The sequence below is a fragment of the Xylophilus sp. GOD-11R genome (assembly GCF_033546935.1).
Lineage (GTDB): Bacteria > Pseudomonadota > Gammaproteobacteria > Burkholderiales > Burkholderiaceae_C > Xylophilus.
Genome location: NZ_CP137854.1, coordinates 2700328 through 2725807, shown reverse-complemented (window position 1 = coordinate 2725807; position 25480 = coordinate 2700328). Strand labels below are relative to the sequence as shown.

25 protein-coding genes and 1 tRNA gene are annotated in these 25480 nt (G+C 68.2%); 23 read left to right on the top strand and 3 right to left on the bottom strand.

Annotated elements, in window-relative coordinates; translation table 11 throughout:
* Positions 1-268 precede the first annotated feature (268 nt).
* Complete coding sequence (locus R9X41_RS12805; RefSeq protein WP_318630846.1) at positions 269-1093, bottom strand: aldolase/citrate lyase family protein; 825 nt, start codon at positions 1091-1093, stop codon at positions 269-271.
* A 178-nt stretch (positions 1094-1271) separates the two neighbouring features.
* On the opposite strand from R9X41_RS12805, the gene R9X41_RS12800 reads away from it, so the two are divergent.
* The 5 genes from R9X41_RS12800 (at position 1272) to R9X41_RS12780 (ending at position 5502) form a co-directional block, all read left to right on the top strand.
* A complete protein-coding gene (locus R9X41_RS12800) occupies positions 1272-2444 on the top strand; it encodes a zinc-binding dehydrogenase (RefSeq protein WP_318630845.1) in 1173 nt (390 codons plus the stop codon).
* A gap of 45 nt (positions 2445-2489) precedes the next feature.
* Positions 2490-3368, top strand: coding sequence for a glutathione-dependent disulfide-bond oxidoreductase (gene yghU / locus R9X41_RS12795; RefSeq protein ID WP_318630844.1), 879 nt, complete (start codon positions 2490-2492; stop codon positions 3366-3368).
* Positions 3361-3921, top strand: a complete 561-nt coding sequence (locus tag R9X41_RS12790) for a hypothetical protein (RefSeq protein WP_318630843.1) — start codon at positions 3361-3363, stop codon at positions 3919-3921. Before yghU ends, R9X41_RS12790 begins: the two co-directional genes overlap by 8 nt.
* Entirely contained in the window at positions 3918-5093 is a 1176-nt protein-coding gene (locus R9X41_RS12785) for a PrsW family intramembrane metalloprotease (RefSeq protein ID WP_318630842.1), read from the top strand. Before R9X41_RS12790 ends, R9X41_RS12785 begins: the two co-directional genes overlap by 4 nt.
* 91 nt (positions 5094-5184) lie before the next feature.
* Positions 5185-5502 (top strand): UBP-type zinc finger domain-containing protein, encoded by a 318-nt coding sequence (locus R9X41_RS12780; RefSeq protein WP_318630841.1) that lies wholly within the window; start codon positions 5185-5187, stop codon positions 5500-5502.
* On the opposite strand, the gene R9X41_RS12775 is transcribed toward R9X41_RS12780, so the two are convergent.
* Complete coding sequence (locus R9X41_RS12775) at positions 5496-6899, bottom strand: MATE family efflux transporter (RefSeq protein WP_412556595.1); 1404 nt, start codon at positions 6897-6899, stop codon at positions 5496-5498. The genes R9X41_RS12780 and R9X41_RS12775 overlap by 7 nt on opposite strands.
* A 139-nt stretch (positions 6900-7038) precedes the next feature.
* Between R9X41_RS12775 and R9X41_RS12770 the strand changes: the two genes are divergently transcribed.
* Entirely contained in the window at positions 7039-7497 is a 459-nt protein-coding gene (locus R9X41_RS12770) for a MarR family winged helix-turn-helix transcriptional regulator (RefSeq protein WP_318630840.1), read from the top strand.
* Positions 7498-7620: 123 nt separating this feature from the next.
* On the opposite strand, the gene R9X41_RS12765 is transcribed toward R9X41_RS12770, so the two are convergent.
* Entirely contained in the window at positions 7621-7980 is a 360-nt protein-coding gene (locus R9X41_RS12765; protein WP_318630839.1) for a hypothetical protein, read from the bottom strand.
* 67 nt (positions 7981-8047) lie between these two features.
* Here R9X41_RS12765 and R9X41_RS12760 point away from each other — a divergent pair, with 67 nt between their 5' ends.
* The 17 genes from R9X41_RS12760 (at position 8048) to R9X41_RS12680 (ending at position 25459) form a co-directional block, all read left to right on the top strand.
* Positions 8048-10132: a molybdopterin-containing oxidoreductase family protein gene (locus tag R9X41_RS12760; protein ID WP_318630838.1), complete on the top strand. Its 2085-nt coding sequence runs from the start codon at positions 8048-8050 to the stop codon at positions 10130-10132.
* An 83-nt stretch (positions 10133-10215) separates the two neighbouring features.
* Positions 10216-10289 (top strand) — tRNA-Gly (locus tag R9X41_RS12755).
* An 852-nt stretch (positions 10290-11141) separates the two neighbouring features.
* A complete protein-coding gene (locus tag R9X41_RS12750; RefSeq protein WP_318630837.1) occupies positions 11142-11426 on the top strand; it encodes a hypothetical protein in 285 nt (94 codons plus the stop codon).
* A gap of 382 nt (positions 11427-11808) precedes the next feature.
* Positions 11809-12018: a hypothetical protein gene (locus R9X41_RS12745; RefSeq protein WP_318630836.1), complete on the top strand. Its 210-nt coding sequence runs from the start codon at positions 11809-11811 to the stop codon at positions 12016-12018.
* Between the two features lie 24 nt (positions 12019-12042).
* Positions 12043-12582 carry a hypothetical protein gene (locus tag R9X41_RS12740; RefSeq protein ID WP_318630835.1) on the top strand — a complete coding sequence of 180 codons (540 nt, stop codon included), beginning with the start codon at positions 12043-12045 and terminating at the stop codon, positions 12580-12582.
* Positions 12583-12728: 146 nt separating this feature from the next.
* Positions 12729-12968 (top strand): hypothetical protein, encoded by a 240-nt coding sequence (locus R9X41_RS12735; protein ID WP_318630834.1) that lies wholly within the window; start codon positions 12729-12731, stop codon positions 12966-12968.
* A gap of 428 nt (positions 12969-13396) precedes the next feature.
* Complete coding sequence (locus R9X41_RS12730; protein WP_318630833.1) at positions 13397-15043, top strand: phage tail sheath family protein; 1647 nt, start codon at positions 13397-13399, stop codon at positions 15041-15043.
* A gap of 14 nt (positions 15044-15057) precedes the next feature.
* A complete protein-coding gene (locus R9X41_RS12725; protein ID WP_318630832.1) occupies positions 15058-15585 on the top strand; it encodes a phage tail protein in 528 nt (175 codons plus the stop codon).
* 55 nt (positions 15586-15640) lie between these two features.
* Complete coding sequence (locus R9X41_RS12720; protein ID WP_318630831.1) at positions 15641-16345, top strand: hypothetical protein; 705 nt, start codon at positions 15641-15643, stop codon at positions 16343-16345.
* Positions 16342-17091, top strand: a complete 750-nt coding sequence (locus tag R9X41_RS12715) for a hypothetical protein (RefSeq protein ID WP_318630830.1) — start codon at positions 16342-16344, stop codon at positions 17089-17091. Before R9X41_RS12720 ends, R9X41_RS12715 begins: the two co-directional genes overlap by 4 nt.
* Positions 17088-18422 carry a Pvc16 family protein gene (locus R9X41_RS12710; RefSeq protein WP_318630829.1) on the top strand — a complete coding sequence of 445 codons (1335 nt, stop codon included), beginning with the start codon at positions 17088-17090 and terminating at the stop codon, positions 18420-18422. Before R9X41_RS12715 ends, R9X41_RS12710 begins: the two co-directional genes overlap by 4 nt.
* Positions 18419-20380 carry an ATP-binding protein gene (locus R9X41_RS12705; RefSeq protein ID WP_318630828.1) on the top strand — a complete coding sequence of 654 codons (1962 nt, stop codon included), beginning with the start codon at positions 18419-18421 and terminating at the stop codon, positions 20378-20380. The genes R9X41_RS12710 and R9X41_RS12705 overlap by 4 nt, the downstream gene beginning before the upstream one ends.
* Positions 20377-20643 carry a hypothetical protein gene (locus R9X41_RS12700; protein ID WP_318630827.1) on the top strand — a complete coding sequence of 89 codons (267 nt, stop codon included), beginning with the start codon at positions 20377-20379 and terminating at the stop codon, positions 20641-20643. The genes R9X41_RS12705 and R9X41_RS12700 overlap by 4 nt, the downstream gene beginning before the upstream one ends.
* On the top strand, positions 20640-23288 hold the full coding sequence (locus tag R9X41_RS12695) for an eCIS core domain-containing protein (RefSeq protein ID WP_318630826.1): 2649 nt from the start codon (positions 20640-20642) through the stop codon (positions 23286-23288). The genes R9X41_RS12700 and R9X41_RS12695 overlap by 4 nt, the downstream gene beginning before the upstream one ends.
* A complete protein-coding gene (locus R9X41_RS12690) occupies positions 23285-23947 on the top strand; it encodes a hypothetical protein (protein WP_318630825.1) in 663 nt (220 codons plus the stop codon). The genes R9X41_RS12695 and R9X41_RS12690 overlap by 4 nt, the downstream gene beginning before the upstream one ends.
* Positions 23944-24318, top strand: coding sequence for a LysM peptidoglycan-binding domain-containing protein (locus R9X41_RS12685; protein ID WP_318630824.1), 375 nt, complete (start codon positions 23944-23946; stop codon positions 24316-24318). The genes R9X41_RS12690 and R9X41_RS12685 overlap by 4 nt, the downstream gene beginning before the upstream one ends.
* Positions 24311-25459 carry a hypothetical protein gene (locus tag R9X41_RS12680; protein ID WP_318630823.1) on the top strand — a complete coding sequence of 383 codons (1149 nt, stop codon included), beginning with the start codon at positions 24311-24313 and terminating at the stop codon, positions 25457-25459. The genes R9X41_RS12685 and R9X41_RS12680 overlap by 8 nt, the downstream gene beginning before the upstream one ends.
* The last annotated feature ends 21 nt before the right edge of the window (positions 25460-25480 follow it).

The following is a 25480-nucleotide window of genomic DNA, read 5'->3' as shown; positions in this document are numbered from 1 at the left end:
AAGCCGAGGCGGCAACCCTGTATGACAAGAACCGCTGATGCGGTGGCGCACCGCATTATCTGGCAATTGACGGGGTAATCTGGTTGCGAAGATCGGGCCGTGACGGAAAAACTACCAGGTGATAAAAAGTCAAATCACGAAACGCGCGAATTTAAATATTAACTTTGTTTAGTTTTGAGGATTTTGATACACCTTGAATAAATCCAAGCGATACAGGATGAAGCGGCCAGGCGCGCAGGCGCGCAGGCGCCCGGCGCATGGCGCGAACTCAGTAGCTGCCGGAAGCCTGAGCGCCGATTACGCCGTCGCCGCTGCGGAACTTCGCGGCCGCCGCATCCAGCCCGTTGCGCAGCAGCAGCAGATCGAGCGCGACCGCCACGAACAAGGCGCCGTTCTGCAGGCATTGCCGGGCCCGCTGCTCGTCGACCATCAAGATGCCGGGCGCCTTGCCGCAGGCGCGGATGCGGCGGATGGCGTCGTCGATGGCCGCGTCCACCTCGGGGTGCCGCGGGTTGCCGGGGTGGCCCATGCTGGCCGACAGGTCGGCCGGGCCGATGAAGATGCCGTCCACGCCGTCGACGGCGGCGATGGCCTCGATCTGCGACAGCGCCTCGCGTGTCTCGACCTGCACCAGCACGCAGATCTCATCGTCGGCCCGCGCGATGTAGTCGCGGGTTCGGCCGAAGTTCGACGCCCGGGTCGAGCCGCCCATGCCGCGAATGCCGCGCGGCGCATACCGGGTGGCGGCAACCGCCGCGCGCGCCTCGTCGGCGTTCTGAACGAAAGGCAGCAGCAGGTTCTGCGCGCCGACGTCGAGGTAGCGCTTGATGAGCACCGAGTCGTTCCAGGCCGGCCGCACGACCGGAGCGATGGGGTGGGCGCCGGGCAGGGTGATGGCCGCGCCGGTCGCCTGCAGCTGGGCCGCCATCTGCGGCACGTCGGTCGGCGTGTGCTCGGTGTCGAGCAGCACCCAGTCGTAGCCGGCGCCGGCGATCAGCTCGGCCACATAGGTGGAGGGCAGGGTGGACCACAGGCCGATCTGGGGCTGGCCGGCGGCCAGGGCCTGCTTGAAGCGGTTGGCGTGGAGTTGCATTTGTCCTGGTTCTCGGTTTTTGTCGAACTGCCATCGTAGGCAGAAATGACCGCGCATGGTCGCGGGCACGCCGAGTTCGCGGCCGAGGGCGGGCGATACGACCGGCCGCGGCCGGTGCCCTGCGGGTTTTTTCCGGGCCGCCTAAACTGCCCTGTTCGTCCACGCCAGAAGAGTCTCCATGAGCACCGATTTCACGGATTCCCACACCACGGCCCTGCAACTGCGCTCGCTCATCACCGCTGACGGCCGCCTGCAGGTGAGCCTGGAGCCGGTGCCGGTGCCCGAGCCGGCCGACAACGAAGTGCTGGTGCGCCTGCAGGCCGCGCCGATCAATCCTTCCGATCTCGGCCTGCTGTTCGGCGCGGCCGACCTGTCGACCCTGCAGGCAGGCGACAACGGCGACCTGCCGACCATCACCGCCCGGGTGCCCGACGCCGCGATGAAGTCGATGGCCGGCCGGGCGGGCCAGTCGATGCCGGTCGGCAACGAAGGCGCGGGGCGGGTGGTGCGGGCGGGCGCCTCGCCGGCCGCGCAGGCCCTGCTCGGCAAGACGGTGGCGGTGATCGGTGGCGCCGCTTATGCGCAATACCGCGCGGTGCCGGTGGAGCAGTGTCTGCTGCTGCCCGAAGGCGCCAGCGCTCGTGACGGTGCGTCGTCCTTCGTCAATCCACTGACCGCGCTCGGCATGGTGGAGACCATGAAGCGCGAAGGACACCACGCCCTGGTGCATACCGCCGCCGCGTCCAACCTGGGCCGCATGCTGCATCGCATCTGCGCGAAGGACGGCATCGCGCTGGTCAACATCGTGCGCAAGCCGGAGCAGGTGGAACTGCTGCGGTCGCTGGGCGCGACCCATGTCTGCGACAGCAGCGCCAGCGACTTCCTGCCGAAGCTGACCGACGCCCTGGCCGCGACCGGCGCCACCATCGCATTCGACGCGACCGGCGGCGGTCCGCTCGGCGGGCAAATCCTGTCGTGCATGGAATCGGCGCTCTCGCGTCGCGGCGAGCCCTACAGCCGATACGGTTCATCCACGCACAAGCAGGTATACCTTTATGGCCGCCTCGACGCGCGGCCGACCGAGTTTCGCAACGACTTCGGCATGGCCTGGGGCATGGGCGGCTGGCTGCTGTTTCCGTTCCTGCAGAAGATCGGTCCGGAAGGCGTCGCGAAACTCAAGCAGCGTGTAGCGGACGAGCTCAGCACCACCTTCGCCAGCGACTACGCGCGTGAGATCTCGCTGGCCGAGATGTTGCAGCCCGACGTCATCGCGGCCTATGCCAGCCGATCGACGGGGCAGAAGTTCCTCATCGATCCGGCGAAGGATCTGCCGGCCTTGCCAGGCCTCTGAACCCTTTTTTGCAACGCGCCCCATGCGCCCATCCCCTCCATCGACATGACCGACACCAACGCCAAATCGCCCACCGCCTATGTACCGCCCCGCGTCTGGACCTGGGACCAGCAGAGCGGCGGCACCTTCGCCAACATCAACCGCCCCATCGCCGGCCCGACGCACGACAAGGAACTGCCCGTCGGCCGTCACCCGCTGCAGCTGTATTCGCTGGCCACGCCCAACGGCGTCAAGGTGACGGTGATGCTCGAGGAGTTGCTCGCACTCGGTCACACGGGCGCCGAATACGACGCCTGGTTGATCCGCATCGGCGACGGCGATCAGTTCGGCAGCGGTTTCGTCGGCGTCAATCCCAATTCCAAGATCCCCGCGTTGCTCGACCGCAGCGGTGCCGAGCCGGTGCGGGTGTTCGAATCCGGCGCGATCCTGCAGTACCTCGCCGAGAAGTTCGGCGCGCTGCTGCCGAGCGGCGGCGCGGCGCGGGCCGAATGCCTGTCGTGGCTGTTCTGGCAGATGGGCAGCGCGCCTTTTCTCGGCGGCGGCTTCGGGCATTTCTACGCCTACGCCCCCGAAAAGTTCGAATACCCCATCAACCGCTATGCCATGGAGGTCAAGCGCCAGCTCGACGTGCTCGACCGGCGCCTCGCCGAGTCCGCCTACCTGGCGGGCGACGAATACACCATCGCCGACATCGCCACCTGGCCCTGGTACGGCGGTCTGGTGCGCGGCGAGCTCTACGGCTCGGCGGCCGAGTTCCTGGGTGCGACCGAATACCGTCACCTCAAGCGCTGGACCGAGGCCATCGCCGCCCGGCCGGCGGTGCAACGCGGCCGCAAGGTGAACCGGGTGCGCGGCGAGGCCTGGGAGCAGGTGCCCGAGCGCCACGAAGCCAGCGATCTCGACGGCCCCGCGCCGCATGCCTGAACCCGCGCGACGCGTTCCCTACCGCAGCTGGCCGGGCGCGCTCGGCGTGCTGGCGGCGATCGGCCTCTACGTGGGCGGACTGATGCTCTGGGACCGCTCGCTTCCGGCCGGCTCCGCGTTAGCCTCGGGCCAGACCGTGGAGGTCGGCCCGGTGCGGTTCCTGCCGGTCAACGACTGGTGGATGGATCTTTCCCGCACCCGGGCGGGGCAGTCGCTGGTGCTGTTCCGCGGACGGCACCGCTTCGTGGTTTCCGTCGGCCCGTGGACCGGCGGCCCCGAAGGCCCGGCCAGGCGCCAGCGCCGCCTCATGGAGCGCGGCCAGGGTCTGCGCATCGACGGCGACGCCTCTGGTTTCTTCAACGGCTGGGGCCTGCAGGGCGACACCTTCGCCTACTACGGCGCCCGCGTCGCCGGCCGTTTCTGGCAGGTGGTCGATGTGCGTCGTCGCCTGCTGCTGCAGGTGGATTGCTACGGGCCCAACGAAGACCTGGACGATGTGCTGCAGGACGCCCGCGAGATGGTGGAATCCATGGACCTGGACGCACGGTCATGAGCACGCCTGCCTTCGACACCGCGCCCGACTGGCCGGTCGGCACCGATTCCTTCGTGCAGCCTCGGCGCGCGGCGTTCTGGGTGCTGATCGCGCTGATCGTGATCGGCTTTGTCTACACCGCGCGCATGTTCACCATGGGCGCGCGTGTCGTGCCTGTGACGGTGGCGCTCGGCGTGGTGGTGTGGGCGGCCTATGCCTGGCTCTTCGTACTGGCGTTCCGGCTGCTCGACCTGCTCGAAGAGCATCCGCCCGAAGCCTTCGTGCTGGCCTTCGGCTGGGGCGGGCTGGGCGCGGTGTTCTTCGCGGTGCCGGCCAACGTCGCGTTTCAGAGCCTGTGCGCCAAGCTGATCTCGCCCGAGTTCGTCGCCACGTGGGGGCCGGCCGTGGCCGGGCCGACCAGCGAAGAGTTTCTCAAGGTGGCGGGCGTGGTGTTGCTGATCCTGGTGGCGCGCGCCAGCTTCCAGACCTACCTGTCGGTGCTGAGCATCGGCGCGATGGTCGGGCTGGGGTTTCAGGTGGTCGAGAACCTGAGCGACACCGTGCAGCTCGCGATGCATTTCCCGTCCGAGAGCCAGGTGCGCCCGGTGCTGCTCAACCTGCTGATGCGCGGCCTGCTCAGTGGCCTGTGGACCCATGCCGCCTACACCACCGTCGCTTCCTTCGGCATCGCCTGGTATTTGCTCAACCCCGGCCGCAGCCGCTGGCAGCGCCTGGGCATGGTCGCAGCCTGCTTGGCGCTGGCCTGGGGCATGCACTTCGTCTGGAACTCGCCGCTGCTCGAAGACCGCTTCGACGACAGCCTGCTCGGCACGGCCGAACTGCTGGTGGCCAAGGGCGTGCCGGTGATGATCGCCGCCGCGCTGATCTGGCGTGTGGCCACGCGCGAGAGCGGTGCCTGGCTGCATGCGCTGGCCGCGTATTTCGTGCCCGAACGCGAGCTGATCGCCGACGACGAATGGATGCGCCTGGGCGCGCCGCTGCAACGGCTGCGGGCGGTGCGCGAGGTGCGCCTGGCCCAGGGCCGCCGCGCCGGGCGACAGAAGCGGCGCATGCAGCGCGAGCAACTGCGCCTGGTGCGCCAGGCCGCCGCCCACGGGCGCGGCCTGCAGACGCTTCGCCACGAAAGAGCGATTCGCCGCCTGCGGGCCTTGCTCGGCCGGGCAGGGCGGTGAGAAAAACCGTTGCGCCTGCACACCGTCACCGATCCGTGGTGCTCATAAGCTGCCGCCGGAACACGAACGCCGAACCATGGAGGACCAGCCGATGAGCCACCGACCACACCACTGCACCCATCTCGACCAGATCCGCGAAGTGACGCCCAGCGCGCGTGGCTGCGAGGAATGCCTGAAGCTCGGAAGCGCCTGGGTGCATTTGCGCATCTGCCGCAGTTGCGGCCACGTCGGCTGCTGCGACGACTCCCCGCACCGGCATGCCCGGGCGCACCACGCGTCGACCGGGCATCCGGTCATCGAAGGCTACGACCCGCCCGAAGGCTGGGGCTGGTGCTTCGTCGACGACGTGGCGATCGACCTCGGCGAGGACACCACGCCGCAACTCGGGCCGATACCCCGCTTCTACTGAGGCGCTCGGCGGGCGCCCGGCCGGGTCCATGACGACACCGACCACAGCACGATCGAGCCGTAGAGCGCCATGGCCACCGCCCCCATCGCGAAGAACCCGGTCATGGACCCGGTAAGCGCGAGCGCTACCCAGCCGATGCCTGCGAACACCACCAGCCGCACCGCACCCGCGGCCAGCGGCCACGCCAGCCGGCCCGCGCCCTGCGATGCGAAATACAGCGAAAAGCCCATCGCGAAGAAACCATAGAACGGCCCGACGATGCGCAGGTAATGCGCGCCGGTTTCGATCAGGCGGGGATCGGCGCCGAACAGCCGCAGCCAGGCTTCGGGCATGCCGGCGGCCAGCAGGCCGATGGCCTCGGCCAGCACGAAGGCGATGGCGCCGCCCGCCAGCGCGATGTGACGGGCGCGCGGCAACTGCCCGGCGCCGATGTTGGCCCCGACCAGCGCCACCATCGGCGCGCCCAGCCCGAACGCGATCGGGATCAGCAGGTATTCCAGCCGTGCGGCGGTGGCATAGCCCGCGAGCGCTTCGGTGCCGCCGTAGGCGCCGACGATGGCGGTCGTCAGCGCGATCAGACCGTTGGTGAGAAACGGGTTGAGGCAGGCGAGGGCGCCCACCGTCAGGATGCCGCGCATCGGCGCCCAATGCAGCGGGCCGCGCACCAGCCGCGCCGTGTTGCGGCCGCTGGCGCAGTACCAGGCCAGGGCGATGGAACCACCCGCGTAATACAGCACCAGCGCCCACGCGCCGCCCGCCGCACCCAGCGCCGGCACCGGGCCGAAGCCGAAGATCAGCCCGGCCGACACCGGCACCAACAGCAGCGCGCCACCGCAGATCACGCCGCCCGGCACCAGCATGTTGCCGGTGCCGCGCACCACGCTGGCCAGTGCGTTCATCACCCACATCAGCACCAGCGAGGCGAACAGCACGTGGCCGTATTCGCGCGCGGCGTCCAGCGCCGCGCCGCGCGCGCCCATGGCCTGGAACAAGGGCGTGGACGCCGCCAGCAGCAGCACCGAAAAGAACAGGCCTAGCGCCGCGTTCAACGCCACCGCATGGCGTGCGAGCGATGCGGTCAGGGCCGCGTCGCGCGCGCCCAGTGCGCGCGCCACCGCCGCCGAAATGCCGCCGCCCATGGCGCCCTGGGACATGTTCTGCATGAGCATCAGCACCGGAATCACCACCGCCACGCCCGCCAGCACATCGGTGCCCAGTCGCGCCAGGAACCACATCTCCACCAGCCCGGTGGAGGCCTGCGCCAGCATCATCAGGATGTTGGGCCAGCCCATGCGCAGCAGCGTGGGCACGATGGGCGCCTCGAGCATGCGGCGCAGGCGCGCGTCGGCGGCGGGGCGTGCGGATGGGCCGGTAGCGGGCGTCGGGATCGCGGTCATGGCGTCGATAACCCGGTCTCCGAATGCGAGAAATACGGGCATATGCAAGTAGTACGTCGAGCAATCTACTGGCATATGCACGCAATGGTCAAGTTGATCTACAGTGCTCGCCAACCACCCACCGCCGCCACCGACCACCATGCCCATCTCCGCCGCCAAGGATCCGCTCGTCTGCAACGGCGCGGCGCTGCGCAAGGCCAGCCGCCGCGTCACCCAGCTCTACGACACCGCGCTGGCACCGTCGGGCATCAGCGTCGCGCAGCGCTCGGTGCTGGTGCATATCCAGCGCGCCGGCAGCCCCACCATGAGCGAGCTGGCCTACGCCATGGTGCTCGACCGCTCTGCGCTGGCCCGCAACATCCGCCCGCTCGAGCGCGACGGCTACCTGGTGCAGTCGCGCGACGACGCCGACGGGCGCAGCCGGCGGCTCGAGCTCACACCCGCCGGCAGCGCCAAGCTCGCCGAATCCAACCGCCTCTGGCGCACCGCCCAGCGTCGCTTCGAAACCGTCTACGGTGCCGATCGAGCGGTGGCGCTGCGGCTGGCGCTGGCCGAAATCTTTTCCGACGAATTCGCTGAGGCTTTTGCCCGAGCCTGACCGGGCCGGGCGAAATTGCGATGCCGCGCTCCGCTGCGTGCAGTCGCACCGGGCAACGCGATGCGGCCTGGTGCGTCGTCTCGGCAGGCGGCGCTCACCGGCGCGTGCAGGTCGTGGGCATCTTCATGGTTGCGCCTCCACGAAGGCCCGCAGCTGCGGGTCGCGGATCTCCAGCACGACGAACAGGCCCAGAGCACGCAAGGCCGGAACCGCCGCTGCGATATCGTCCAACACGGTTTGCCTGGCGGACCCCAAGACAGCGGGGTCGCTGAACGCAGCCGCGTTGGCAAGGAAAGCGCCGACGGTTCCCTTGCGGATGGCTGTGCCGTTGATGCGGGCCTCATCGAGGTGGTCGGGCAGGATGTCCTGTGCGCGGATGTGAAATTTCCTGGATGGCAAAAGCGCAGAATAAGACCAAAGCCTTTGGCGGCCGTAGCCATATCGGCCATTCGAACCGTTCGATGCCCGGCCTGAAGTTTTCATCGACCATGGCCTGACGCGGCGTGGTGCCAAGGCGCGACACTGGCACATCGATTGCGTGCGAGGCCCCATGACCCCTGATTCGACAAGCTCCCCGGAACGCGTGGTGCACGGCACCTGTCCGCACGACTGCCCCGACACCTGCGCCATGCTGATCACCGTGAAAGACGGCGTGGCCACGAAGGTGCGCGGCGACCCGGCGCATCCCACCACCCAGGGCGTGCTCTGCACCAAGGTTTCGCGCTACCTGGAGCGCACCTACAGCCCGGACCGCATCCTCTACCCCATGCGCCGCGTCGGCGCCAAGGGCCCGGGGCAGGGCAGCTGGGAGCGCATCGGCTGGGACGAGGCGCTCGACATCGTCGCCGGCAAGCTGAAGGCCATCGCTGCGGAAGATCCACAGGCGATCCTGCCGTACGCCTACTCCGGCACGCTCGGCCTGGTCCACAACTTCGGCATGCCGCGCCGTTTCTTCCACCGCCTGGGCGCCTCGCTGCCCGAACGCGTGCTCTGCGCTACGGCCGGCCGCACCGGCTACAACACCGTGATCGGCGCGCAGGTCGGCACCGACATCGTCCATTTCACCGAAGCGCGGTTGATCGTGCTGTGGGGCACCAACCCCATCACCTCCAACCTGCATCTGTGGACCCGCATCGCCGAAGCCCGCCGACACGGCGCGCGCGTGATCGCGATCGATCCCTACCGTTCGCAGTCCGCCGAAAAGGCCGACTGGCACCTCGCGCCCCTGCCGGGCACCGACGGCGCACTGGCTTTCGGGCTCATGCACCTGCTGATCCGCGACGGCAAGCTCGACCGCGACTACATCGATCGCCACACCCTGGGTTTCGACGCCCTGGCCGAGCGTGCGGCCGGGTTCACGCCCGAGGTCGTCGCCGGCATCACCGGCCTGTCGGTGGCCGACATCGAACAGCTCGCGACCGAATACGGCGCCGAACGCCGCTCCGCCATCCGTGTCAACTTCGGCCTGCAGCGCCATGCCGGCGGCGGTAACGCCATGCGCGCCATCGCCTGCCTGCCCGCGCTCACCGGCGCCTGGCGCGAGGTCGGCGGCGGCGTGCTGATGGACGTCGCCGGCGCGCACGCGGTCGACCTGGCCAAGCTCGACGCCCGCCATCTGCTGCCCGACCCGCCGCCGCGCACCGTCAACATGGCGCAGATCGGCAAGGCGCTCACCGAGCTGAACGATCCGCCGATCAAGGCCCTGTTCGTCTACGCCTCCAACCCGGTGGCCATCGCGCCCAACAACGGCCTGGTGCGGCGCGGCCTGCTGCGGCCCGACCTGTTCACCGTGGTGCATGAGATCTTCTCAACCGACACCTGCGACTACGCCGACATCGTGCTGCCGGCCACCACCCAGTTGGAGCAGTTCGACATGCACCGGCCATACGGCACGCTCTACACCATGCTCAACGAGCAGGCGATCGCGCCGCTGGGCGAGGCGTGTTCCAACGCCGAGCTGTTTCGCCGCCTGGCCGCGCGCATGGGCTTCGACGAGCCGTGCTTGCGCCAGACCGACGAGGAAATCGCCTTCGAGGCCTACGACCGCAGCGCTCCGGTCAACGCCAACCTGGATTTCGACACCCTGCGCCGCCAGGGCTGGCAGCGCCTGGACCTGCCGGAGCGTTATGCGCCTTTCGCCGAAGGCAACTTCCCCACGCCGTCGGGCAAATGCGAATTCGAAAGCGCCAGCGCTGCCCGACAGGGCTGGAGTGCCGTGCCCGAATTTGTCGCGCCGCGCGAATCGGCGGCGGCCGATCCGCAACTCGCCGCGCGCTTTCCGTTCACGCTGCTGACGCCGCCGGCCCGGCACTACCTGAACTCGAGCTTTTCCTCGATCGAATCGCTGGTCCGCGACGTAGGCGAACCCTGGGTCGACATCCACGCCAACGACGCCGCCGACCGGGCCATCGCCGACGGCGACCGGGTGCGTGTCTTCAACGACCGGGGTGCCTTCGAGGTCATCGCCAGAGTAGGGGACAAGACACGCACCGGCGTGCTGGTGGCGCCGTCGATCTGGTGGTTGAAGAAGGCCGGCGATGGCGAGAACGTGAACGCTGTCACCTCCGACGGCCTGACCGACATCGGCCGTGGCGCGAGCTACTACGACACGGCCGTACAGATCACGAGGTGCTGATCGGCGCGGCCCGGCGCGGCGATTCGAGCCCGATACAATGCGCAGGCTTCGCGACTCGTTCATTGGCAGGACAGTCGCCGAATGCGGGTGTAGTTCAATGGTAGAACGGCAGCTTCCCAAGCTTCATACGAGGGTTCGATTCCCTTCACCCGCTCCAGCCTGGCTGGCGAATCCGGCTGAATTGCGTTCAGACCGAGGTCACTCGATTTCGCTGTGCCGTCGGAATGGCTGACGGTCTTGCGTTCGCGACAATTGTGAGCAGATTTCAAACAGCGAAGTTCATTTGCGCCAATTTTTAATTGGCGGCCGCAGCGTCTCCCGGTACTTGGCTGAAATGGTTGAAAGAGATTCAGAAAAGCCTGGTAATGCCTTCCATCATTCCTTGAAGCTTCGAGCAACGCCATGGGATGGCGGCCGATTTTGTTGCCAGTGAGCTTCGCTGATTCGACGGCATGCGAAAGATCGGCCAGTCGGGTGTTTCATATTATCTCGGCGGCAAGGTCTCTATCATGCAGAAGCTGGAATGCCGTCGCCCGCGGCCGGTCCCGCTCTGATTGAAATCTTTCTAAAGTCTGGTGAGCACAAGGTGCGGGAATGCTTCTTGGAGGCTCGGTACGACGGCGTTTTTCTGGGCATCGGTCCGGCATCCGATCCAATACTCGGTATTAATCGTACCGATGCGGAATCGCATTACTTGGTGGCCGATGAGAACAAAGAGAAAACCATGTTATGTTTAAAGAAAAGATAAATTCCAGTATTTGCAAACAGGTTTTGCTTCGATTGCGGCGATGAATTCTGCCGTAGAGGCTGTCCTATTTTTTGCAACGCGCCGGCTTCAAAAAAAGCAAATCAAAGCTCAGGGCGATAGGGGCAGAGAATCTCTACACGATCACGCGGTAGCCAGCACTATCTCGATTGCGCTGCATCGGCGTGGTGGCAATGCCTGCTTCCGGGTCGCACCACCGGGGCATCGCCTTGTTTTTCGATCAAGCTGGTAGAGAATGGACACATGTCCATCGCTTCGTTTCCCAGCCGCCAAAGCGCCGCGCCCGTTGTTTCCAGCATGAAAGCGCTGGAGTCCCGGATGACGGTTGAACTCGAGCGGCTGCTTAGCGAATCCCTCCGAACCCCAGGCACGCGCCACGAGGTGCTCGCTGTGTTCCTGACTGCCAGCGACCGGTTGCTGCAAGAGATTCCGTCGAACAAGGAAGAGCACGATGCCTGCTTCGCCATCCGCAGTCGTCGCGCCAATTCGCTACGCGACATGCTCGGCATCACCGCGAAGTACTGCTGACCCGGTTGAGGCAGCGCCCGCAGAGGTTCGAAACATTCGATGAGCTGGCGCCACCGGACGGCCGCAGCGACAACGGCGAGCGGGTTTCTGGCGGGACTGTTCCTGATCCGACCGGGCCGCCGATATCCACCTTCGACGGTTACCCCGCCTCAAACATGAATCGCCCGCGCTTGGCGTGGCAAAACACTATCCCGCTTGTTGGCCGCGACATGAAATCGGCAAGAAATGTGTAGGACGTAACTGAATCTCTGTCGATAATTCCGCACAGGTGCTGACTCCCAGCCCGTCAACCTTTCCCCCAGCGCGCTCAATCTTCGCGGCTCGTCGCATGTCAACTGTTTGGAACAGCCCCGCAAGCAGGTCGCCGGCACGGCAGGCGGTGTTGGCCGAGCCGCCGCTGTCCAGCTTCGAGCACACACAGGGCTGGGCTCCGTCGCGTATCAGCGACGAGGCGCTGGACCGGCTCTACGACCTGGCATCGCCGACGCGGACCAGCATCTACGACCGTGCCTGGTTCATCTGGACGCTGGTGTGCATCGCAGTGGCCGGGTGTGGTTTCGGCGTTTACTTCGTTTTCGTTGGTATGCGCTAAGTTCGCCGCGTTCCAAGGAGCCTGATGAAGCCGCAAGCAAGCTATTCGCGCAGTTCCCTGGACGTGGGCCGGTATCAGGCTGTCCAGGCTGCACTGATGCGGGGTCATCTCGGAGCGGCGTTGCGGCTGTTGAACGCCGGGGTCGCGCATCGTTTCAGCGCGGCCTACAGCCTGGAGGACGGACACTTCCACAACCGGGGTTTCATCGACAAGCGGGGTGCGCCACTGCCCGATGATTTCGTGGTGGTGGCGTTCCAGGACAGCTTCTGCCGCTTCGTCTACCAGAATGGGTTTTTCCATACCCGCGATTCCGCCACCGACGGGCGGCTGATCGGGCACAAGTTCCGCGGCGTGATCGCCAGCTATACGGCGGCGCCGGTGCTCGACTCGACCGGCAAATGGGTCATCGGCAGCGTCTGCCACTTCGACCTCGAGCCGCGCACCATTTCCGAAAACCAGATGGATCTGCTGCGGCGGGCCGGCCGCATGGTGTCGGCACGGATGCTGACGGTGCTGCCGCATGTCCAGCCGCGGCAGGTCGCCAATGATCCGCTGCTGATTTAGCCCGGCGGCATCCGACCATTCAGGCGATCGCGCGATCTCCTTCGGCGGGCGGCCGCTTATCCGGCCATTACCCGAGCGTTGCAGTCGGAAAATACCGGCATGTTCATCAACCGAGCCAGCCGAGCGGCTGAGCTGCCGGATCTTCTATGCCTACCCTGACCAGCCTGGAAAACCGATTCACCGTCGAACTCGAACGCGCCCTGACCGACTCGCTGCGAGTCCCCGGTACACGCCACGAGGTTCTGTCCGCATTCCTCACCGTCAGCGACGACCTGCTGAAGACCATGCCTGCCAACGAGCAGGAATTCGGCCGGTGCCAGGCCATCCGCAGCCGCCGCGCCAACGCCGTGCGTGACCTGCTCGGGATCAACGCACGGTATTGCTGACTATCGCGGAATGCCGTGGAGCGTGGACCGATACGGCCAGCGCCGGCACCAATCGCAATCCGCACCGGATTCGGACAATTTGTGCCAAGTTGTTCTCATTTTTGAGCGCCTTGACGCTTGACAGCAGCGGCCGATTGGCCAGCACATTGTTTCAAAGTTCCGGTTTTCTACCTTAGTTGAAAGCGGTTGAAACGAATGTACCGCGGTTAACATTTTGCCGGGCAGTCCGGAAAACAGCGCTTCCGACCGTTGCTCGAAATGTCTGCCGCACCCCGGCGGAAGTGCCCGGATCTTCTGATCGAAGCCGGTCGCCAGCCGCCTCCGTTACCTGTGCCGATGAGGATAGTTCGAGCGATGAAACGCCCGTGGCCGCTGGCCGTGCGCGACCGTCGTTCGTGGGTTTTCAACGCCTGAGGAGGACCGCATCCATGCCAGCCGCCTTGACCTATCCGGGTGTCTACATCCAGGAAGTTTCCAGTGGGGTCCGCACCATCACCGGGGTCGCGACTTCCATCACCGCCTTCGTCGGCCGCGCCGCTTCCGGGCCTTCGGACGACCCGACCATGCTCACCGGCTTCTCCGACTTCGAACGCCGTTTCGGCGGCCTCGATGCGGCCAGCCCCATGAGCTATGCGGTGCGCGATTTCTATCTCAACGGAGGCAGCCTCGCGCTCATCGTGCGGGTGGTGCCCGAAGACGCCGCCACCGCCACGCTGCGGCTGGGCGGGGAGGGCAGTCCGTCCGACGACCTGGTGCTCACCGCGGCCAGCGCCGGCGAGTGGGGCAACCGGCTCAGTGCCATGGTGGACCACGACACCGACCGCGCGCTGCGGCCGGTCTCCTCGCCCGACCTCGACGAAGTCGCCCGCAGCACACGCTTCAACCTCACCGTGCGCTACCGGGTCAAGCCCGGCGTCGATCGCTTCGTGGTCGAGACCTTCAACGCCGTCTCCACCGTGGATGGCGACGCGCGCTACCTGCCGCGGGTGCTGGAGCGTGAATCGTCGCTGGTGCGGGTGTCGGGCGCGGTGCCGGCGGCCCGGCCGCCGAACAACGTCACCGGGGCCGGTGCGCAGCGCGTGGCCGAATGGCTGGACGCCGACGTCGGCTCGGGCTCGGACGGCTCGCCGCTGACCGACAACGACGTCATCGGCGAGCCGGGCGCCAAGACCGGCCTCTACGCGCTCAACCGTGCCGACCTGTTCAACCTGCTGTGCATTCCGCCGCTGGCGCGCGACAGCACCAGCCTGCCGTCGAGCTACACCGCCACGTCGGCCAGCGTCTATGCGCCGGCGCTGGCGCTGTGCGTGCAGCGGCGCGCGCTGCTCATCGTCGACCCCGATCCGCTCTGGGGCGCATCGATCGACCGCGCCATCGAAAACGCCACCGACGGCCGCAACGACCTCGGCCTTTCGGGGCCCGATGCCCGCAACGCCGCGCTGTACTTTCCATGCGTGCGCCAGGTCGATCCGCTGCGCGACGGCCGTGTCGACACCTTCGTGCCCAGCGGCATCGTGGCCGGCGTCATCGCACGCACCGACGTGACCCGCGGCGTGTGGAAGGCGCCCGCCGGGCTCGACGCGGCGCTCGGCGGCGTGCAGGCCTTGCAGGTCGACCTGAACGATCTGGAGAACGGCCAACTCAATCCGCTGGGCATCAACTGCCTGCGCAATTTCGGCGTGAATGGCCGGGTGGTGTGGGGTGCGCGCACCCTGCGCGGCGCCGACGTGGCGGCCGACGAATACAAGTACCTGCCGGTGCGCCGCCTGGCGCTGTTCCTGGAAGAAAGTCTCTATCGCGGCACGCAGGGCGTGGTGTTCGAGCCCAACGACGAGCCGCTCTGGGCACAGGTGCGGCTCAACGTCGGCGCCTTCATGCAGGGCATGTTCCGGCAGGGCGCGTTCCAGGGCGCCAGCGCCCGCGATGCGTACTTCGTGAAGTGCGACAGCCAGACCACCACGCAGAACGACATCAACCTCGGCATCCTGAACATCGTGGTGGGCTTCGCGCCGCTCAAGCCGGCCGAATTCGTCGTGATCCAGATCCAGCAGATGGCTGGCCAGATTCCAACTTGAGCGGGAGGGAGACCATGGCTCAGTTCAGCGTCAACGCGACCCGGTTCGACCCCTACAAGAACTTCAAGTTCAGGGTGAAGTGGGACGGCCGCTACGTGGCCGGCATCTCCAAGGTGGGCGCGCTCAAGCGCTCCACCGACCTGGTCGAGCACCGCGAGGGCGGCGACCCGTCGAGTTCGCGCAAGTCGCCGGGCCGCACCAAGTTCGACGCGATCACGCTGGAGCGCGGCGTGACCCACGACACCGAATTCGAGAAGTGGGCCAACAAGGTCTGGAACTTCGGCGCGGGCATGGGTGCCGAGGTGTCGCTCAAGGACTTCCGCAAGGACCTGATCATCGAGGTGTTCAACGAGGCCGGGCAGCTCGCCATCGCCTACAAGGTCTACCGCTGCTGGGTCTCCGAATACCAGGCGCTGCCCGACCTCGACGCCAACGGCAACGCCGTGGCCATTCAGCACCTCAAGCTGGAGAACGAGGGCTGGGAACGCGACTACGACGTGGCCGAGCCGTCCGAGCCGAAATACACCGAACCGGCCACCTGAGGCCGCACCGATCGTCTTTCCTTCCATGCTCTGACGAGCGACAAAGGGTGGGCCCATGGTTGCACTCGGTCCCGACAGCGTGCTCTCGCTCTGGGAGCAAGGCGCGCGCCTGCATCCGCTCGACCGTGCGGCGCTGCTCTGCGCCTGGGCGCGGCCCGAGCTGCCGGCCACGGCCATCGTCGACCTGCCGCTGGGCGCGGTCACCGAGGCGCTGTTGCGATTGCGGGCTGCGAGCTTCGGCGCGCGGATCCGCAGCCGCGCCGACTGCCGCCATTGCGGCGCGGCGCTCGAACTGAACCTGGCCTGCGACGAGCTGCTGCAGCCGTCGTCGCTGTCGCCCGGCACCGGCATGGACGGCATGCGCCTGCGCCCGGCCAGCCTGCGTGACCTGGCAGCCGTGGCCGACGAAGCAGACACCGCCCAGGCCGCGCGACGCCTGGCCGCGCGCTGCCTGCAGCCGCACGCCGGCGTCGACGAACCGCTCGACGACGAGCGCTTGGCGGCTTGCGAGGCGGCGCTGGACGCGCTCGATCCCAATGCCGACATCGGCTTCGACCTGCGCTGCGAAGCCTGCGGCGCGCGGGATAGCGCGCAGCTCGACATCGGCGCTTTTCTCTGGGAAGAGATCGACGCCCGGGCCCAGTCGCTGCTGTGGGAGGTGCACACCCTGGCGCGCGCCTATGGCTGGACCGAATCCGAAATCCTCGCGCTCGGCGCCGCGCGCCGCGCGCGATATCTCGCCATGGCGATGTCGACATGAAAGGCCTGCTGCACCGACTCGCGACCCGCGCGGCCGGCACTGCGCCGCTGCTGCGGCCGGACCGCAGTGCCGCGTATGCCGGCGGCGCCGGCACGTGGGAGCCGGCGGTGGCCGCCGTGCCGCCGGGTCTGGCGGGCGAGGCGCGCAGGGGAGACGAGGAGGAGGGAGGCCCGGCCCCCGTTGTGGAGCCGCTGCCGGGCCGGCCGGCCATGCAGCGCAAGGACTCGGCGATCGGCCCGGCATCGGCCGCGCCGATCGCGCCGCCGGCATTGCTACCGGCGCAAGCGCTGCCGGCCGTGCCGATGGCAGCGCCCGATGCAAGCGCCGCACGCGGGGCGGAAAGCGTCCACGCCGCCAGCGTGCGCCCGGCCTTCGCGCCGTCGCCCGCAGCCGCTTCGTTCGACAGCCTCGAGGCGAGATCGGAAGCCCCCCGGAGGGACATCGCCAGACCAGCCCGGCCGTCCACACCCACGCTGCACCCGGCGACCTCGCAGCCGCCGACGCTTGCGCCGCGCCTGCTGCCCGAGGCAGCCCCAGCGCAAACCGCGAGCCCGCTCGCCGCCCTGCCGACCGGCATGTCACCGGCATCGGGCGCCGGTACGGCCGAAGACACCGCCGAAGTCCACATCCACATCGGCCGCATCGAAGTCCGCGCGGTGCAGGAACAGGCCGCCCCACGCCGCAAGACCGCCGCCGCGCCGCCGGTCTCGCTCGACGCCTACCTGGCCGGCCGGAGGCGCCCGTGAGCAACGCGCTGGCCATCGCCGGCGTCACGGCCGTGCTGCGCGACCTGCTCAACGACGGCCTGATCAACCACAACATCAGCGGCATGCTGGGCAGCAGCGTCAACGTCAGCGTGCTGGCCCCCGACCGCGTGGTCGCCACCGGCGGCACCGAAGCCTCGCAGATCAACCTGTTTCTCTACCAGGTCACCGCCAACCCCGGCTGGCGCAACGAAGGCCTGCCCTCGCGCGACGCCTCGGGCCGCTCGCGCCTGAGCAACCCGCCGCTGGCGCTGGACCTGCACTACCTGCTGTCGGTCTACAGCGGCGGCGACCTGCATGCCGAGATCCTGCTCGGCTACGCCATGCAGCTGCTGCACGAAACCCCAGTGCTCACCCGCGCCGCGATCCGCACGGCCCTGAGCCCGTCGCCCGATGTCGGCACCGGCTTGCCGCCGGCGCTGCGAGCGCTCGCCGATTCGGCGCTGGAAGACCAGGTCGAGCTGATCCGCCTCACGCCGCACTACCTCAACACCGAGGAGATGTCCAAGCTCTGGACCGCGATGCAGAGCCACTTTCGGCCGACCGCCGCCTACACCGCGTCGGTCACGCTGATCGAGTCTCGCCTGCCGCGCCGCGCCGGCCTGCCGGTGCTCAGCCGTGGCCTGGTCGACCCGGTCACCGGCCGCGACCGGGGCGTGGCGGTGGGCGCGAGCGTGGTGCCGCCGCTGCCGATGCTCACCACCGTGACCGCACCCGGCCGCCAGCCGGCCGTGGCCCTGGGCGACGTGGTGACGCTGCAGGGTCACCACCTCGACGGCAATGCGCGCGAAGTGAGGCTGATCAACGAGCGTTTCGAGATCGACCTGGTGCTCGCCGCCGAAGCACTTACCGCCGATGACGTCACCGGCGCCACCGTGCTGCGGTTCGCCCTGCCGCCCGAACTGGCGGGCACGCTGCCGGTGGGCGTGTACCGCGTCGGCGCGCGGCTGACGCGGCCCGGCGAGAGCATGGCCCGCGAGACCAACCAGCTCGCCATGACCCTCGCGCCCCGCATCACGAACCTGCCGCTGGCGGTGCCACGTGACGGCGACGGCAACGCTGCCTTTTCCATCGCGTTCCTGCCGGCCCTGCGAGCGGATCAAACAGCGCTGCTGGTGCTCGGCCAGGACGAGCATGCGCCGCTGGGCAGCGGCTTGCCCACCGGCGAACTCGGGTTCGTCGTGCCCCATGCGCAACCCGGCTCTTATCTCGCGCGCCTGCGCATCGACGGCATCGAGAGTGCCTTCATCGATTTTTCGAGGGAGCCGCCTCTGGCGCCGGTATTCCTGAATCAAAGGGTGGTGATCACATGAATGCGCCAGACCGGCTGATCGATTGGAGCGCGCTGAACCAGCGGCTTCTGGTGGCGGAATTCACCCGGTTGAAGGGCCGGCTCGAACCCGGGTCGCCCCACGTCGCCGACGGAGCCGACCAGCAGGTGGCAGCGGTTCGCGCCGAATTGGCGGCCTTGTCGCAGCCCTCGGCGATCGACTCCATGGCCGAAGCCTTCGGCCTCAGCAGCTTCGAACGCGACCTGCTGCTGCTGGCCGCCGGCGTGGAGATGGACGCCCGGCTCGCCGCCCTGTGCGGCGAAGCCACCGGCGACGCGCGCCGGCCATGGGCCAGTTTCGGCCTCGCGCTGCAGCATCTGCGCGATCCGCACTGGAGCGCCTTGTCGCCCCGGCGGCCGTTGCGCCGCTGGCGGCTCGTCGACGTGGAGTCAGGCGCAAGCTTGGCGACGGCGAAGCTGTCGATCGACGAACGGGTGCTGCACGCACTGGCCGGTGTCGACTACCTCGACCCGCGCCTGGAACCGCTGGTGCGTCCGGTGCCGGCACCGGACGTGATGGCGCCCGCGCACGCGGAGGTTTGCGACGCGCTGTCTTCGGGCCTGTCGCAGCGCGACTCTCCGCTGCCGCTTCCCCTGGTTCATCTGTACGGGCCGGACCGCCATGGCGGCGAAGACATCGCTGCCGAATGCGCGGCACGCCTGGGGCTGCAGCTGTGGGCGATCGATTCCACCCGGCTGCCGGGATCCGCGTCGGAGCTGGCCGACTTCATCGTCTTGTGTGAGCGCGAAGCTCTGCTCGGCGCAGGCGCCTGGTTCATCGATTTCGCAGACGAATTGCCGCCCCCGGCGGCGCTGCACGCGGTGCAACGCCTGCACGGCGTGGTGTTTCTGTGGAGCTTCGCCGGGCATGACTGGGATCGGTTCGAGGCATCGCTCAGGCCGGTGCTGGCCTACGCGGTGGAGCACCCGAGCCGTAGCGAGCGGCGAGCCTTGTGGCAGGAGGCGCTGGGCGCCGACGCGCCGGCGCTCGCCACCATGGTGGCTTCGGCGGCCGCGCAGTTCCAGTTCAGTACCCGCACCATCGGCGACAAGGCCGCCGCCCTGGCGGCATCGGGGCCGCCCGACGGCGACGCGCTGTGGGCGGCCTGTCGAGGCGCCATGCCGGGCACCCTGGGCGGACTGGCGCGGCGCATCGATTCCAGCGCAAGCTGGAGCCAGCTGGTGCTGCCCGAAGCACAGATGCAGTCGCTGCGGCAGATCGAGCTGCACATGCGGCACCGCCACACGGTCTACGACGAATGGGGTTTCGGCGCCAAGGGTGCACGCGGCCTGGGCATCAGCGCGCTCTTCGCGGGCGAAAGCGGCACCGGCAAGACGCTGGCCGCCGAGGTGCTGGCCCACGCGCTCAACCTCACGCTCTACCGGGTCGACCTGTCCGCGGTGGTCAGCAAATACATCGGCGAGACCGAGAAGAACCTGCGCCAGGTGTTCGATGCGGCCGAAAACCTGGGCGCGATGTTGCTTTTCGACGAGGCCGATGCGCTTTTCGGCAAGCGCAGCGAGGTCAAGGACAGCCATGACCGCTATGCCAACATCGAGGTCGGCTACCTGCTGCAGCGCATGGAAGCCTTCCAGGGACTGGCGGTGCTCACCACCAACCACCGCAGTGCGCTGGACCCGGCCTTCACCCGGCGCCTGCGCTTCGTCGTACTGTTCTCGTTTCCGGACCAGTCGCAGCGCGAGGCGATCTGGCGGGCCAGCTTTCCGCCCCAGACGCCGACTTCGGCCATCGACTGGGGCCGTCTGGCGCGCCTCGATGTCACCGGCGGCACGATCCGCAACGTGGTGATGGCGGCGGCGTTCCTGGCGGCGGAGAAGGCAACGCCGGTGGGCATGTCGCACCTGCTGCGCGCCGCCCAGCTCGATGCCGCCAAGCGCGAGAAGCCGTTGACCGGCGCACAAACGCGGGACTGGGCATGAGGCGCGTCGTCGTGCATATCGACCGGCTGGTTCTCACCGGTCTTTCGGCGGCCGACCCGGGGGCGGTCGCGCGCGGCCTGCAGGCAGAGCTCGCGCGTGAACTCGCCGAGCCGCAAGCGCTGGCGCAATGGCGGGCGCTCGGCAGCCAGGCCCGGCTCGCGGGCGCTTCCATGCGCCTGGATGCCGGTCGCGCTTCGCACGATACCGGTGTCGCCCTGGCGCGGGCGCTGCGGGCCGACCGCGTGCCGAAAGGCCGGTCATGACCCATGCGCTGCTGGCCTCGACGACGCGCGCCAAAAAAATTGCCTCGGCGGCGCTACCCGTCCGGCCCGCCATCGGCGCCGGCCTGCTGCAACGCAAGTGCAGCGCCGGCAGCGAAGGCGAATGCGACGAATGCCGTCGAAAGCATGTGCTGCAGCGACGCCCGAGCGGGCCGGAGCCCGGCGGTGCAGCCAATACCGGCCAGCCGGTGCCGGCCAGTGTGCAGCGGGTGCTGTCGACCGGCGGATCGCCGCTCGACGCTGGCGCGCGCGAACGCTTCGAACCGCTCTTCGGCCACGACTTCGGCCAGGTGCGGGTGCATACCGATGTGGCGGCGGCGCAGTCGGCGCGATCGGTGAATGCGCTGGCCTACACCGTCGGCCAGCACGTGGTGTTCGGCAGTGGCCGCTACGACACCGCGAGCCAAGCCGGCCGGGGCCTGCTGGCCCATGAGCTGGCCCACACCGTCCAGCAGCGCGGCGCGGGCGGCAGCCTGCAGCGGCTGTCGATGGACGACAGCGGCGGGCCGATGGAACGCGAAGCCGAAGACGCATCGCAGCGGGTGATGCGCGGCGAGCCGGCGCGCGTGGCCTTGAGCACGGGCAATGCCCGGGTGCAGGGGTTCACGGTGACCACCGAAGCCGCCGGCGGTTGCGGCATCTGCTACGACACCGCCTACCCGGGCAAGGGACCGCAGAACGCGGGCCGCGTGGCGCACGGGGTGGTGCAGGGGGCGTTCGATACCTTGCTCGGTGGCGTTCAGCAATTCGGTCGGCTGACCGAAATGGCGTTTTCCGCACCGGGCGACGAGAACGGGCGGCTCGACTTGGTAAGGGCCACGCCCACCGGCCTGGAGATCGGCGAGATCAAGCCGGCCACACCCCATGGCGAACTTCAGGGCATGAAGGACCTTGCCTGGTATTTCGAGATGGTGCAGGCCGCCTTTCCGCTTTCCACCGTGACGCCACTGATGACCCGCATTCCCGTGGGGGCGGGTCTGCGGATGCCGGACGAGTTGGCTCGCTCTGCCGGCTGCCCGGAGCAAATGCTCGCGGTGATCATGATGCGGCCGGGCCTGTACGGCTACTTCTGCGAGCCGCCGTACAGCGTGGCTCGCCGGGGCTGCACCTGCCGCAAACGCAAGGAGAAGAAGGTTCCTCAGCCGGAAGACGTGCCGGTCACCGCCGACAAGAAGAGCCCGGCCGGCGAGAAGGAGGGAGCCAAGGCGGAAGACGGCAAGAAGGATGGCAAGAAGGGCGAGAAGGACGGCGAGAAGGAGGGCGGCCGGGCAATACCGCCGATGGAGCCGGTGCCTGAAGCGGCCAGGGTAGCCGGGCTGGTCATCGCTGCGGGCCTGCTGGCGAGGCTGCTTTCGAAGATCGGCCCCAAGGCGATTCTGTCGGCGCCCCTGAAGCGGGCATTGGTGGCCGTCACCGCGCTGGCCGCGCTGACGCTGTGGGCCAAGGGCGCCGAGGCCAGCGTCGGCCTCGACGGCGAAGACCCGATCGAAACCCTGCTGAAAAACGCGGACGCCAAGGGGCAACACCTGCCCGACGACATCAAGGACGCCTTGCGCAAGGATCCGGAACTGAAGGCGTTGCTGGAGAAGGCCGCCAGGTCCGGCAATTTCGACGAGGCCAAGCGGGCGCAGGCCGAGCAGCTGACCCGCCTGATCGCCGGACACCGCGACGAGTTCTCGGAGGAAGAGCTCGAAACCCTGCTGCAGGTCACCGAACACGCCAAGGGCTCCCTGCCGGACGGCGACCTGACCGTGGAGCAGATCAAGAAATCGATCGAGGCCAAGCGCCGCGGCGTGGCGCCGGGTGCCGGCGGCGACAGCCCGCCGCCCGCCACCGGGAGCGCCGTCACGCCCGCAGCCCCGGAGAAGCCGGCCGAACCCGAGGCCCAAAGCGACCCGGCGCCAAGCGCGCCGGCCGGCGCCAGCAGGACGCCGGCGGAGCGATTGGTAGAAGGCATGGCGAGGCCTGCCGAGGGCGGGCCGAAGTTCACCGCATCGGTGCGGCAGAAGCTGCTGGACCTGGCCCGATCCCTGACACCGCCGTTGAGCGAAGCCGAGGTCGACCAACTGCTGGACCGCCTGGGTTCGGCCGTCGGCAAGACCGAGGACGAGGTCGTCGAAACGCTGCGCCAGGGTGTCATGACCCTGCGGGCCAAACCCGGCGCGGACGCGGGCGACACGCCGGCCGACGACACCGGGGCACCGGAGACCGCGCCCGCGGCCGACCCGGCGGGCGGAGGCGGCCTGTCGCAGCAGATCGACAAGGCCGATCCGAATGCGAAGCCTTCGAGGAGCGAGCAGGAAAACATCGCGCTTTATGCGAAGACGCTCGATTCGATCGGCTGGATATTGCCGGGCGACAGTTACCTGAGCTTCAACAAGCCGCCTTACGTGGCCGGCCGGAAATACTGGCTGCTGCATGTTGGCCGCGACAGCGACGGCGTGCCGTTCGCAGGCGTGGTCGAGGTGACCATCCTTGCGCAGAAGGGCGCACGCTGGCAGGTGGAGGTCGCGCGCGGGCAGAGGCTCTACACGGTCGGCCGGCGCTATGGCACCACCAGGCGCTACAGCGAATGGATCACGCCCCCGGCGGGTGCGCTCAAACCCACGAAGAAAGCCATGCCATGAGCGCCTACCCCCGCAGTCCCAAGCTCGTCAAGGCCGGCCTGGTGCTGATCGACCCGGCCAGCGCGGCGGTGCAGCGGGTGATCTCGCTGCAATACAACAGCGACATGCTTACCCGCAGCCTGCAGGTACAGACCACCGGCGGCGAGGCGCACGACCGCATGGAGCCGGTGCGCTTCAAGGGGCCGGCGGTGGAGAGCTACAAGCTCGAGGCCGACATCGATGCGACCGACCAGCTCGAATACCCGGCGCAGCATCCCGACGCGGCCGGCTCGGGCATCCAGCCCCAGCTGGCCTTGCTCGAGTCGCTCATGTACCCCAGCGCCGCGCAGCTGGCCCGGGTCGACAGCCAGGCCGGCTCCGGCGTGCTGGAGATCGCGCCCATGCTGGCGCCGCTGGTGCTGTTCGTGTGGGGCAAGAACCGCATCGTGCCGGTGAAGGTGACCGATTTCGGCATCACCGAAGAGGCCTTCGACCCGTTGCTCAACCCGATCCGCGCCAAGGTGAGCCTGGGCCTGCGGGTGCTGTCGGTGGACGACCTGGGCTTTTCCTCGCGCGGCGGGGCGCTGTACATGGCCTATCTGCAGACCAAGGAACGCATGGCCGGCAAGGTGCAGACCGTGAGCTTCGCCGCACTCGGCATCGGAGGGATCAACGGATGACGACCGACCCGGTAACCGCCTTCCTGCAGGCCAACGCCCTGGCGCCCGCGGCCTTCGAGCCGGGCAGTCGCTACTACGGCATTCCCACCGCGCAACTGCGCCAGCCCGACGGCCGCACGGTGGTCTATGTGCGCCGGCGCTTCCTGCCACCACCCGAGGAGTTCGCGGTGCTGCAGACGGTGCGGGTGGTGGCCGGCGACCGGCTCGACAACCTGGCCGCGCGCCATATCGGCGACCCGCAGCTCTGGTGGCGCCTGTGCGATGCCAACGGTGCGATGAGCCCCGAGGCTTTGGTGGCCGAGCCCGGCGCCACCCTGGACCTCACGCTGCCGCAGGGCGTGCCGGCGCCCACGGGAGGCGACCATGGCTAGGCTGGCCAAGGGCATCCAGCTCAACCTGCTGATCGGCCCGATCGTGCCGATCCCCGCGCCGCGCGTGGTGATCGAGGCGCTCGACAGCGTGGAGGTGCGCACCTCGGGCACCACGGCCAGCGGCTTTCGGCTGACCTTCCAGTTCAGCAACAAGTCCGAGCTCAACGCGCTGTTTCTCATCGTGGCGGGCAACAGCACCTCGGTGGCCATGCCGGCGCTGCGGGTGATGATGGTCGTGATCCTCGACGGCACGCCGCAGCCGTTGTTCGACGGCGTGCTCACCGACATCCAGGTGCAGGCCGGCAACCAGGGCTCGCCCGGCGCGGTCACGCTCACCGGGGAAGACGTGAGCAAGGTGATGGACATGCAGGACTTCAGCGGCCTGCCGTTTCCCGCCATGCCGATCGAGGCCCGGGTGGCGCTGCTCTGCGCCAAGTACGCGCCCTTCGGCATCGTGCCGCTGCCGATTCCGATCCTGTTTCCCGACGTGCCGATCCCGATCGACAGGATTCCGGCGCAGAAGGGCACCGACCTGGAATACATCCGCCAGCTCGCCCGCGAGGTGGGTTATGTCTTCTACATCGACCCCGGCCCGGTGCCCGGTACCAACGTGGCGTACTTCGGGCCGGAGATCAAGCTCGGCATTGCGCAGCCGGCGCTCAACCTCGACATGGACGCGCTCACCAACGTCGAGCGGCTCGACTTCCATTTCGACCCGACCAAGGGCGTGCTGCCCATCGTGTTCATCCAGAACCAGATGACGCGGGTGCCGATCCCGATTCCCATCCCCGCTCTCAACCCGCTGCAGCCGCCGCTGGGCGTGCTGCCCACACCCATCGCCAGGATCACGCCGATGAAGGAGACGGCCAAGCTCAACCCGATGCAGGCGGTGCTGCGTGGGCTGGCCGAGGCGGGCAGGTCGCAGGACTCGGTGTCGGCCGACGGCAGCCTGGACGTGCTGCGCTACGGCCGCATTCTCAAGGCGCGTGGCCTGGTGGGCGTGCGCGGCGCGGGCCTGGCCTTCGACGGCCTGTACTACGTGGAGAGCGTCACCAGCACCCTGAAGCGAGGCGAGTTCAAGCAACGCTTCAACCTCACCCGCAACGGCCTGGTGTCGATCACGCCGAGGGTGCCGGTATGAGCAGCCATCCATATAGGGAGA